Below are 11,462 nucleotides of genomic sequence, written 5' to 3' on the forward strand. Positions count from 1 at the left end.
CGATGCGGCAGGGGCCGCGGGAGCGGCAGGCACCGTCGGGGCGACCGTGGCCGCCAGCGGCATCGGTTCCGCGCGTTGCGCGGGCGCGGGCGAGGCCGCAGGGGCCTGCTGCGGCGCCGGCGCGGCTTCCGGCACGGGCGGTGACGGCGGGTTGAGGTACTGGTGCAGGAAGTACCCACCGATGCCCAGCGCCAGCGGCGCCATCCACGTCGTCAGCAGCAGGTTGGGATAGGTCACCGACGCACCCACCCAGGAAACCGCCTGGTAGGCAACGGCGAACAGGAACGGGCCGTAGGCCACCAGGGTCGGGCCCGGGTTGGTCAGCAGCCCAACGATCAGCTGCTGGGTGTTGCCGATCGGGTCGGCCATGAAGTTGATGATCGGTTCGAACAGCTGATAGACGTACTGCCCGTAGGCTTGGAAGATCTGCCCGACGAACCGCAGCAGCTGCGCGATGATGTCCGAGTTGGCAAGCGCGGAACCGGAATCGGCCGCGGTCAGCTGCGCCATGGACTGTTGCGCCGTCGCCGCGGACGCTCCGGCCTCCCCCACGCCCGGCATCAGCACGAAGGGGGCCGGCGGGGTGGTAGGCGTGGCCGCCACCGCGGCCCCCGCGACCGCCTGATATGTGCTCATCGTCGTCGCGGCCTGAATCCACATCCGCACGTAGTCGGCCTCGTTCAGGGCGATCGGAATGGTGTTGATGCCAAGGAAGTTGGTGGCGACCAGCACGGCGTGCGTGGCGTGGTTCGTGGCCAGCTCGGCCAGTGTGGGCATCGTCGCCAAGGCCGTCGAGTACGCGGCCGCGGCCGCCTGATGCTGAGCGGCGCTCGCCGCGCTGTTGGCGCTGGCCTGCGCAAGCCAAGCCAGATACGGGGTGTGGGCGGCGAGGTACCGCTCGGCGCTCGGCCCCTCCCACGCACCGCTTCGCACGGCCCCCAGCAGGCTGGTCAGTTCCGCTGCGGCAGTGGAGTACTCGGTGGCCAGCGACTGCCACGCCCCCGCAGCGGCCAACAGCGATCCCGGCCCGGGGCCGCTGCTCAGCATCGCTGAATGCACCTCCGGAGGAAGCGCCATCCAAATGGGGGCGGTCATGGTCAGCTACCCGACACCAGATACGACGCGGAGGCCATCGCATCACCGGCGGCATAGCTTGCGCCGGACTCGCCGACGCCCACGCCGGCACGTCCCAGCTCCTCGACACCCTGGGCCGCCATCGTGTTGTGGGCCGCCCCATGGGAGCTGAAGCCGGCGGCGGTCTGCAGCGAGACGGCGTCGGCGGCGGGTGGCACGACGGCGGTGACAAGAGGTGCGGCCGCGGCGTGGGCGGCGGCCAGCCGTGCGGTCAGCCCCTCGACGGCGGCGCTGGCCGCGGTCAGGCCTTCGGGAACAACGCGCAGGGTCATCGGTTGAACTCCCTTCCTGTGTCTCTCGGGTTGCCGGCAACTGCGTCGGCGAGGGGGTTGACGAGTTGCAGGAATGTGGCGTCATCGCCGTCGTCGAGCAGCATGGCCCGACCGGCGGGCAGCCGGCGGAACCGATGGCCCCTGATCTTGCCGCTGTCCTGCGGGTTGCCCGACAACATGAGGATGGCGGCCTGCAGCTCGTTGAGCCGGCGCAGCAGCGGCGCGGTCATCAACGCGTGCGCCGAGCCGGTGGCGCGGGCGGTGACGACGACCCGCAGCCCCAGTTCGCTGGCCTGCGAAAGCAATCCGAGCAGCGGCGTCCACGGCCGTTGCCCGACGAAGGGGCCGCTGACGGCGGGCGCATCGGGAATCTGGTCGACGTCATCGACGATCAGATAGTGAATGTGACCGTTCTCCTCGGACCGATAGCTCCACTCGGCGAGCTGCTGCGGAGTCAAACCCGCGGGTGGACGCCGCTTTTCGAGAAGACCGGCCAAACCGAGCATGGCGGGGGTGACCCGGTCGATGTTGGGGGTGTACTCGTTGTCGGCGAACAGCGGTTCGTCGACCAGATGCAGGCGACGGTCGATCACCGTGAACGCCACCCGGTCGGCGGTGGAGTGTTCGCGAATCGTCCTGATGAGGTGGCGCAGCAGCGTGGTCTTGCCGGACTTGCTGTCGCCGAACACCATCAGCAGCGGGTTGCCTGCGAACTCCACCGACACCGGTGCCAGGTCCTCCTCGCGCTGGCCGATGACCACCCGCTCGGGGGCGGGGTAAAGCGGCGCGACCACGTCGGGCGCCAGGTCATGCGGCAGCAGCCGCACGGGAGGTGCGGTGACGCCCGGGTGGCGGGCGTTGATCACCGCGATATCGGCCAGATCCGGTTCGGCGAACAGGAAGTGCTCGGCTCCCATCGTCAGGCCGCGCCCCGGTTGGTCGGCGGGCACCGACTCCGCGGGCCTACGCAGCGCACCGGTGATGCGCACGTTGCTGTCGCGCGGATCGGACAGCTTGAGCTCCAGCCGCAGCCCGAGCCCGTCACGCATGGCCAACGGCACCTCGAGCCAGTTCGGCGTGGTGACCACCACGTGGATGCCGTAGGTCATCCCGGTGTTGACCAGCTCGGTGACCTTGGTCAGCAACGGGTTCCGCGTGTTGAACATGTCGGTGTTGTCGCGACTGAATGCGTACAGGTTGTCGATGACGAGAAACACCTCGCCGTACTCGTCGCGCTCACCCGAACCGTTGTGCCCGCGGGCTTGTCGGGCCTGCAACAGCTGTTCCAGCTCGCCGAAGGTGCGGCGGATCCGCTCGGGCTCCAGCGGCGACGCCACGCTGCCGACGTGCGCCAGGTCCTCCAACGGACGCAGTTGGCCGCCGCCGTAGTCCAGGCAGTAGAACGTGACCTCACGCGGTGAGTGCAGCGCGGCGGCGGACAGGATGAAGGTCTGCAGCGCGGTCGTCTTGCCGGACTTCGGCCCGCCGTGGATCAGCACGTTGGCCGCCGCCGACGTGGCGTCGAAGATCAGCGGGTCGCGGCGCATCGCGAACGGCCGGTCGATTTCGCCCAGCGGCCAACGCCATTGGCCTTCGGGCACATCCGCGCGGGCCAGCAGCCCGTCGAGCGCGATGGGCTCGTCCAGCGGTGGCAGCCACAGCTGTGGCGCCCTGGGTCCGTAGTGCGCGAGCTGATCGCCGATGGTGGCGACGAGCTTGCGCGGCGGCCGGTCCTCGTGCGCGGCGGGTTCGACGACGGTCACCGTGTCGGCAGGGGCTTCCACATGGCCCGCGGTGAACAGCTGCGGAGTCGGAACCGATTGCACGACAACCGACTTCTCGGCCCGGGGTGGGTCATAGATGCCGTCCACGTAGGTGCTGCGGAACTTCACCGGCGCGGCACCGGGATTCGGCACCAGGTACCCCTCGCCCTTGTGCTCGGGGCCCGCCTCGATGTGGAAGGCGTCTTCCACGCCGATGATCTGGCGGCTGACCGCGGGGCTGGCGACCTTCAGGCCGATACGGTACGACGTGTTCTTGTCGATGTCCTTGATCCGTCCCACGTCCAGGGTCTGCGACGCGAACAGGATGTGGATGCGAAACGAGCGGCCCTTGCGCGCCACGTAGTCGAAAAGGTCGGCGTACTCGGGGTGGTCGGCCAGCATCAGCGAGAACTCGTCGGCGACCACCAGCAGTGTGGGCAGCGGCGGCAGGTCGTGGCCGGCGGCTATTGCGGCTTCGTACTCGAGCACCGAGCTGAACGCGCTGCCCTGCACCCGGCGGCCGGCCTCCATCAGCAGCTGTTCGCGTCGCGCCACCTCGCCCCGCAGGGTGTCGGCGAAACGCTCTGCCAGCGAACGCTTCTCGGCCATGTTGGAGATGACCGCGACCACCTGGGGGAAGTTGCGGAAGATGTCGGCGCCGGCCTCACCCTTGAAGTCGGCGTAGATGACGATCAGCCGGTCGGCCGAGTGGGTGGTCAGCAGCGACAACAGGATCGCCATCAGGGTCTGCGACTTGCCCGATCCCGTCATGCCGATCATCAGCCCGTGCGGCCCCATGCCGCCTTCGGCCTCGTCCTTGAGGTCGAAGATCAGCGGGTCGCCGGTTGCCGTCACGCCGATCGGCACCCGCAGCTCTTCTTCGCGTGGCCGCGGTGCCCACAGGCTGGCCACGTCCAGCGCCGCGGCGTCCGGGATGCCGAGCAGGGTGGTGAACGTCGCCACCCCGGCGTTGCTCGTGCGGGCGTGGTTGGGGTTGGAGTCCCACCGCGACAGCCGCCGCGCGACGTGGCGCGCGGTCGCGACGTCGAGCTGGTCCGCTGCATCGGCGTAGGGCTGCCACCCGCCGGTCTGCCAGCGCTCGAGCCGGCCGTCGACAAGGCGCAGAAACGGCCGCTCCGGGTCGACGTACTGTTCGCGGTGCGGGGGTTCCTCGGATCGGTGCACCACGGTCACCCCCGACAGCCCGCCGCGGGGCACCAGTGTGGCGGGGTCGACGTCGGGATCGTCGATGACGATCAGCAGGTGCTTGACGCCGGTCTCGGCCGTCGCGCCGAACGGTGCCCGGTCCTCGAGCGCCGGCGCCAGCAACGACCGCAGTTCCGCCACGTCGCTGCTGAGATAACGGGCCGGGCCGGCACCGTCGACGGTTCCCGGAACGTCGTTGTGCGGCAACCACTTCAGCCATGACCACTCGGGATCCTCGACGTGCGGTGACAGCAGCGCCACCCCGAGCACGGCGGGGTCGTGCCACGTCACGGCCTGGGTGATCCAGGCGCGCAGCGCTGCCCGGACGTCATCGGGTTCACCGAGCACGGTCAGACGCGACACCTTCGTCAGGTCGAGACCCGACGGCACGGCACGCACGGTGCGCTGCACATCGAGCAGGCCGCGCAACGTGGTGTGCGACACCGGTTCGAGATCGATCTCGTTCGCGATGTCCTTCACCCGCAACGTCGCGTTGAGCGGCGCATCATGTAATCCGTTGCGCACCAGCAGGAAATCGGCGTCGCCGGGGTCACGTTCCCACTGCCGCCGGGTGCCCGGGATGTCGGCGAGCCTGGCGGGATCCGGATGCGACCACTCCAGGGCCGCGCGCTGTTCGGCCGCGTGGGCGCGCACGTTGTCACGCACCACCGACAGGTAGCGCAGGTAGTCGGCGCGCTCGGCGTCGACCTCCTCGGTGCGCATCTTGTTGTCGGTGCCGCGGTAGAGCGCGGTCGCCGCCAGCAGCAGCACGAACGGGAAGAACAGTGTGGTCGGCGAGATCAGCCGCATGCCCGTGGCCACCAGCGCCACGATCATCCCGACGATGAGGATGACGATCAGATAGGGCAGCACCCGGCGCAGCAGCGACGGCGGCACCAGCCGAGGCAGTTCCGGCGGCGGTTCGATGGTGATGGTGCCCTTGCGCGTCGGCGGCGGCGGGATGCGCCGGCGCGCTTCGAAGATGAGCCGGCTCACGCGCCGTCCTCCCGGGATCTCGCGGCGCTTTGCTTACGGGCTTCGCTCACGGGGACTCCCTCACGACGGCGGGTCGGGGGTCGGCGGCCAGCCCGTCGTGGGCCAGCAACGCGTCGGCCGCAGACAGCGTCGGCCCCGGTGCGAACTGGCTCAGCATCGACCACGGTATGGGCAGCGGCGGCGGATTGAGCCCCAGCGCTGCGAGAGTGTCTTCGTCACTGTCGGTGTCGAGGCCGTACCGCACACCGGTGTCGGCGAGCCAGAAGTACGCGCCGCCGCTCTCCACCAGGTAGCCGCTGCCCGGTGTGATCACGACACGGTCGGCGGTCCCGCCGGATCCGGCCCCGACCAGAGGGACGCTGCGCAGCTCTTCGGAAACGGGAAGGGTTACGCCCGATCGCAGTTCGAGCGTGCCGGCCGTGGCGTCGGCGGGCCGGGTCCACTGCGCACACGTCAGCGGTGCGGAGCCGGCGTCGACCAGCGTCACCTGCCTGCGCGGGTAAGCCGAGTCGTCGATCACGCTGGCGACCGGAAGACGCGAGATCTGGTCTGCGCCCAGCCGGGGCGGCTGATCCAGCCCGAACGAGTCGGTGTTGCGCAGGATCGCCGCAACCACCGGCGAAATGGGTTGCAGCCCTTCGCTGAGCACCGCATAGTGACGCAGCGTGTTGTCCGCGTCGTAGGACGCCACCACTGCCCCGACCGGCGCCGCGACCGGCAGGTCGAATCGGGGCGGCTCGCCGGCACCGGGGATGGCGGGCGCGCTCAGCACGGGCGCTTCGGGTATCGCGTTGAACAGGCCTGGCGCGATCGGGCGGGCGTCCGGCGTCGCGGACCCGAACCCGAGCGCGCTGGTGACCGCGCGGTCGTTCAGGTCGATCGGGCTGCGCCTGCCGTTCCACAGCAGCCAGGTGCCCGCCTTCGGTCCGTTCGGGTTGTGCACCAGGACGGCATTGTCGTCGGGCAGCACCCCGGCCCGTTCGCCGCCGTCGGTCAGCGGGCCCGCGATCATCGTCACACCCGTTGCCGGGCCCGAAACACCGTCGCACACGGTCCAATCCGCGTCGCGGGCAGCGTTCTGCACCATGCGTTCCGGGGCACCGGGGATACCGACCAGGTTGCCGCGCGGGAACTGGTCGAGCTCGCCGCTCTTCACCATCGTGGGGTTGTCGGGACGGCCCGCGATGAGCCGGGCGGACGTCAGGTTCAGCACCGGGTGCAGTGTGTCGCCGAGGCGGACGTAGAGCGCGGACGTCGTGCGGTCGGCGAGGATCGCATCGTTACCCGGCTCGCCCCCCGGCCTGATGAGCGAGAAGACGAAGCAGCCGGCCAACCCGGTGATCAGCACCAGCGCACCGACCAGAACCGAACGCGACTGGGTGCGCAGCGGGTCGACGAGCATGCGGGTGTCATGCAGGGCGACACCGGATGCGATGCGACGCATGACAAACCGCCATCCCGACACCTGGTGGCGGGTGACGAAGCCGCGCCGGTAGACGACATGATCCGGGTTGTGATTGGTCGGCGTGCGCGAGCTGAATCCGCGGCGGTCTGCGCCCTGATTGTCGGGAGTGGTCATCCGGGCACCGTCAGGCCGAGTCCGCGCAGCAACGGCACGGCTGATCTGGTCACGTCCTCGTCGATGATCGTCATCAACTCTTCATCGGTGAACTCGGTGGCATCGGAGTGGTCGAGCCGATACTCGCGCTCCTCCTCGGAGCGCTCGACCAGGTTGCGGACGAAGCGGCCGTTGCCCGCGATGTCGAGATCGCGTCGGGCCACCCCGTTGGCGTCCGGCGTGGTCCCGTCGGCGAGCTTCGCAAACAGCGACTCCATGTGCGTGAGTGCGGCCGGTTCGAAGATGCTGTCCCGCTTCTCGGCCATGCGGACCGCGATCTCGACGAGCTCATGCGGTGTGTACGAAGGGAAGTCGATGCTCCGGGTGAATCGGGACCGCAGCCCCTCGTTGGTGTCGAGGAACGCATCGAGGTCCTTGCGGTAGCCGGCGATGATCACGACCAGCCGCTCACGGTCGTTCTCCATGCGCGCCAACAGCGTGTCGATGGCCACCAGGCCGAAGTCGTTCTTGGCGCCGGTCGACACCAGCGCGTACGCCTCGTCGAGGAACAGCACCCCGTCCAGCGCGTTGTCGATGATCGCGTTGGTCTTGGCCTCGGTCTCGCCGATGTGCTGACCGATCAGGTCCGCGCGATGCACCTCACGTACCGTCTCTTTTCTGAGAATGCCCAGGCCGCAATAGATTTTGGCGACGACGCGCGCGATGGTCGTCTTACCGGTTCCGGGCGGTCCGGCGAACACCAGGTGGTTGGTGCGGTTGGCGACGGTCAGCCCGCGTTCCTGGCGGCGGATCGCCATGGCGACCGAGCTCTTGAGCCGGGCCACCTGGTATTTGACCTCTTCGAGGCCGATGAACTCGGCGAGTTCGGCCTCGGCCTCTATCAGCAGGTGCGCCTTGCGTTCCTTGGCGCCGGGGTCGACGAATTCGCTTTCGTCGGGCTCGGTCTGGGGATCCCACGGATCGGTGCGCGCCTCGATGCGTGCCGCCGTCGTCGGCACGATGCCGTACGAGCCGTCCGACAGCGCCACCTCGACCTCTTCGTTCTCGGGGTTGGCGGCGTAGAGTTCCGCGAGCACGTCGGCCGCGTCGAGGTCCTCGCCCTGTGCGCGCAACGACAGCGCCTTGACCAGGGTGCCGTCCACCGTGGCGACCTCGATCGGGCCGCCGGGCTCCTCCAGATACGACAGGGCCGGCGCGAACATCCCCAGCCGCGCCAGCGAGGTGCCCAGCGCGATGCGCACCGCATGGGCGTACGTCTCGTCCAACGTCGTGTCGTTGACGATCGGGCTCAGCAGCCGCACGACGTCGGACCAGCGTTCGGTGCGGTAGTACATCGCGACACGCACCCAGCGGGCCTGTTGCCAGGTGGGCCGTCTGTCGATGAGCGGTTCGACGAGCTCGTCCGCCGCGGCGAAATCGCCTGCGTCGCTCAGCGCGACGGCGTAGGCCAGCGCGAAGTCGTCCGCCGTGGCCGCGCTGAACCGGAGGTACAGCCCGGTGTCGTAGGTGAACGCCAGATCGCCTTCGGCGAGCTCGATCTGACCCTGCAGCACCCCGGCCGTCTCGACGGTCCGCCACACGTTCTCGATGACCCTGACGCTGGTGTCCCCGGCCGCCGCCAGTCCCGTCCAGGCGTCGCACTGCTCGTGGGCGATGCGGGTGAGTTCCGCGAACCCCGCGCGGGCGGCCGCGAGGTCGGTCGGACGTCGCCGGTCGTGGACGGACAGTCCCAGATCCCGGCAACACGTGGCGAACCGGCTGACGACATCGCGGTCGACCCGGGCCGCAGCGGCAATTCCCGTCGAAAGGGGCATGCCCCGTCGTCTCCCTCAAGCCTCGATATGGCAACGCAAACTTCGGCTGAAGTTAGCATTGCATAAGCTAACTTGTCGAGACTTACGGTCCGGCCACCGCAGTGAGAGACCTCACCCTTTTATCGCACTGACCAGGCAAATCGTGTTCGTCATCAAGCTCGCTTCGGAGTCGGGCGGTGGAACCGGCCTGCCGCTCGCGCGCAGCGCCTCGGGTAGCGGCGTCGGGTGCGCGCGCCAGCCACGCGCGCCGAACCACTCGGCGGCGGGTTCGTGTTGTTCGTTGTAGACCAGGGTGAAGAAGGCGCCCTCCTCGCCGGCGGCGCGCTCCTCTTCCCGCTTGGCCTCGAACGCGGCGGAGTCCATCGGCGAGGCCTCTTCGACGGCGACGTGGCTGCCCGCCGCCGACAGCGCGTCGATACCGCTGAACAGTTGCCGCTGCGCTGTGGCGGGCAGATAGATCAGCAGCCCCTCGGCGATCCACGCCGACGGCGCCGAAACATCGAATCCGTTGTCGCGCAGGGCCTGCGGCCAGTCCTCGCGGAGATCCACCGCGACTTCGCGGCGGTTGGCCTTCGGTGTGTGCTCGGCCAGCACCTCCCGCTTGAACCTCAGCACTTCGGGTTGGTCCAGTTCGTACACCACCGTGCCGTCGGGCCAGTCCAGCCGGTACGCGCGGGAGTCCAGGCCGGCGGCGAGCAACACCACCTGGCGCACTCCGGCGTCGGCGGCGGCGCGGAAGTAGCCGTCGAAGTACTTGGTCCGAACGCCCTGGAAGTTCACGAAGTCGACGCCGAAGTCGGAGTTCAGCGGGTGATCGGGGGCGTCGCCGTCGAGCAGGTCTGCCCACTGTCCGCCCACCGCGCGACAGAAGATTTCGGCGAACGGGTCGACGGCCGCCGGGTCGGGCTTCTTCGCCTCCAGTGCCCGCGCCGCGGCCACGAACAGGGCGGTGGAGCCGACGCTGGTCGTAATGTCCCAACTGTCGTCGTCGGTGCGCACACTGCGGTTATACGCCCCCGGCGGCTCACACCAGCGGGCGGCCGGTCCGGATGCGCCAGTCCAAATCCTTGAGCAGCACGTTGAACGGGAACTGCCGGACGAACCGCGGCAGCAGGTTGTTGACGGTGCGCAGCACCGCGATCACCCGGTCGAAGCGGCGCTGCTTGTCGGCGTTCCACTCGATCTTCATCTCGTCGCGGAACCGCTGAGGCAGAAAGCCCCCGGTGATCAGCAGGTTGAACTCGTCGATCCGGCGCTGGATGGGGCCCGGCAGCTTGACCCCGCGGATGCGGCCCGCGGCGATCGGCCACAGGTACTCGCGCACCGCGTCGTCGATGTGCACCTTCTCCAGCGACTCCTGCCAGTACTTGTCGAAGGCCGCGCGGTCCTTCGGCCACATGTCCTCGGGGACCTGCAGCGTCGTGCCCAGCGTGATGCCCTCTTCGTAGTGATGCTCGGCCGTCTCCTCGTCCATCTCACCGACGAAGAGCCGGTAGACGTCGACGCCGCCCTTGTACAGGCAGGCCCCCACCCACAGCTGCAGGTCCTTGTCGAAGGCGTTGTACTTCACCGGGCTGTCGTCGAGCGAGTACACCTGGGCGTGGGCCCGGTTGACCGCACGCCGGAAGGCGGCCTTCTGCTCGTCGGTGCCCTGGGTCGCGACCGCGAGATAGGTGAACGTGGTGCGCGCCCGCTTGATCGGATGGCGGTCCACCCGCCCGCTCTCGACCCGGCTCTCCATCACGCCGTAGCCGACGCCCGGGCGGGCGAGCTGCATGATCACGTTGGCCGGGCCCGCCAGCAGCGCGATGCCCATCAGCCCGTCGTCGAAACCGGCTCCGCGCCTGGGTTTGGCGACCGGGGCCGGCCGGGGCGCATCGCTGACCGCCCGCTCGACGTGCTGGATCGGCTCGCTGACCGTCATTGGTCACCCCTATCGGCAAATGTGAGAACGTCTGTTTCCTGATATTGCCGCACCCCTCTGACGGGTGTCAAGATGTTGGGCATGGCACAGGTCAGGCCCTACCGCGGCGTCGACGCCGCCGACCGCCTCGCCGAGCGGCGACGCCGGCTGCTCGACGCCGGCCTGGACCTGCTCGGCGCCGGCGAGCAGGACCCCGCCGAGCTGACCGTGCGCGCCATCTGCGCGCAGGCCGGGCTGGGGGTGCGCTACTTCTACGAGAGCTTCTCGGACAAGGACGACTTCGTCGGCGCGGTGTTCGACAGCGTGGTCGCCGACCTTGCCACCACCACCCAGGCCGCCGTCGCGTCGGCGCCGCCGGATGAACAGGCTCGGGCGGGCATGGCCAACATCGTGCACAGCATCGCCGCCGACGCCCGGGTGGGCCGGCTGCTGTTCAGCGTCGAGCTGTCGAACACGGTGATCGTTCGCAAACGCGCGGAGTCGACGGCCCTGTTCGCGGAGCTGCTGTTTCAGCACGCCGGTGCGCTGGGCGCCGGGGACGACGACCGCACCAGGGCCGGCGCGCACTTCGCGGTCGGCGGGGTCAGTCAGACCATCAGCGCGTGGCTGTCCGGCGACGTGGACCTCGAGCCCGACGAACTCGTCGAGCAGCTCGCGACGACCCTCGAGGTGCTCGCGCAGGCCTGATTAGTTCGCGCCGAGATCGACGTTCTGGCGCGAATCTCTCGGGCGGATTCATACGGTCAGGGAAACATTTCCTGACCGTGGAGGTTT

At 69.2% G+C, this 11,462-nt stretch carries 8 protein-coding genes; 1 reads left to right on the forward strand and 7 read right to left on the reverse strand.

All coding sequences use genetic code 11. The annotated features are described in order from the left end of the window. From MELE44368_RS21510 to MELE44368_RS21540, 7 genes are all read right to left on the reverse strand, one after another. Window positions 1–1,095 (reverse strand): PPE family protein (locus tag MELE44368_RS21510; RefSeq protein WP_164890194.1); only part of this gene is annotated, 1,095 nt, incomplete at its 3' end. A 2-nt stretch (window positions 1,096–1,097) separates the two neighbouring features. Then, window positions 1,098–1,406 carry a PE family protein gene (locus MELE44368_RS21515; protein WP_128110375.1) on the reverse strand — a complete coding sequence of 103 codons (309 nt, stop codon included), beginning with the start codon at window positions 1,404–1,406 and terminating at the stop codon, window positions 1,098–1,100. Next, window positions 1,403–5,371: a type VII secretion protein EccCa gene (gene eccCa / locus MELE44368_RS21520; protein ID WP_128110376.1), complete on the reverse strand. Its 3,969-nt coding sequence runs from the start codon at window positions 5,369–5,371 to the stop codon at window positions 1,403–1,405. The genes MELE44368_RS21515 and eccCa overlap by 4 nt, the downstream gene beginning before the upstream one ends. Window positions 5,372–5,417: 46 nt before the next feature. Then, on the reverse strand, window positions 5,418–6,950 hold the full coding sequence (eccB, locus tag MELE44368_RS21525; RefSeq protein WP_128110377.1) for a type VII secretion protein EccB: 1,533 nt from the start codon (window positions 6,948–6,950) through the stop codon (window positions 5,418–5,420). Further along, window positions 6,947–8,764, reverse strand: coding sequence for a type VII secretion AAA-ATPase EccA (gene eccA / locus MELE44368_RS21530; protein ID WP_128110378.1), 1,818 nt, complete (start codon window positions 8,762–8,764; stop codon window positions 6,947–6,949). The genes eccB and eccA overlap by 4 nt, the downstream gene beginning before the upstream one ends. A 111-nt stretch (window positions 8,765–8,875) precedes the next feature. Continuing rightward, window positions 8,876–9,763 (reverse strand): class I SAM-dependent methyltransferase, encoded by an 888-nt coding sequence (locus MELE44368_RS21535; protein WP_128110379.1) that lies wholly within the window; start codon window positions 9,761–9,763, stop codon window positions 8,876–8,878. 25 nt (window positions 9,764–9,788) lie between these two features. Next, window positions 9,789–10,688 carry an oxygenase MpaB family protein gene (locus MELE44368_RS21540; protein WP_128110380.1) on the reverse strand — a complete coding sequence of 300 codons (900 nt, stop codon included), beginning with the start codon at window positions 10,686–10,688 and terminating at the stop codon, window positions 9,789–9,791. A gap of 81 nt (window positions 10,689–10,769) precedes the next feature. On the opposite strand from MELE44368_RS21540, the gene MELE44368_RS21545 reads away from it, so the two are divergent. Next, window positions 10,770–11,375, forward strand: coding sequence for a TetR/AcrR family transcriptional regulator (locus MELE44368_RS21545; RefSeq protein WP_206613829.1), 606 nt, complete (start codon window positions 10,770–10,772; stop codon window positions 11,373–11,375). Window positions 11,376–11,462 lie beyond the last annotated feature (87 nt).

It is taken from the genome of Mycolicibacterium elephantis DSM 44368 (genome assembly GCF_004014805.1).
In the GTDB taxonomy this organism is placed as follows: domain Bacteria; phylum Actinomycetota; class Actinomycetes; order Mycobacteriales; family Mycobacteriaceae; genus Mycobacterium; species Mycobacterium elephantis.

Coding starts and splice junctions, on each gene's coding strand:
- MELE44368_RS21515 (WP_128110375.1), bottom strand. CDS start 1,406: ATGACCCTGCGCGTTGTTCCCGAAGGCCTGACCGCGGCCAGCGCCGCC.
- eccB (WP_128110377.1), bottom strand. CDS start 6,950: ATGACCACTCCCGACAATCAGGGCGCAGACCGCCGCGGATTCAGCTCG.
- eccA (WP_128110378.1), bottom strand. CDS start 8,764: ATGCCCCTTTCGACGGGAATTGCCGCTGCGGCCCGGGTCGACCGCGAT.
- MELE44368_RS21540 (WP_128110380.1), bottom strand. CDS start 10,688: ATGACGGTCAGCGAGCCGATCCAGCACGTCGAGCGGGCGGTCAGCGAT.
- MELE44368_RS21545 (WP_206613829.1), top strand. CDS start 10,770: ATGGCACAGGTCAGGCCCTACCGCGGCGTCGACGCCGCCGACCGCCTC.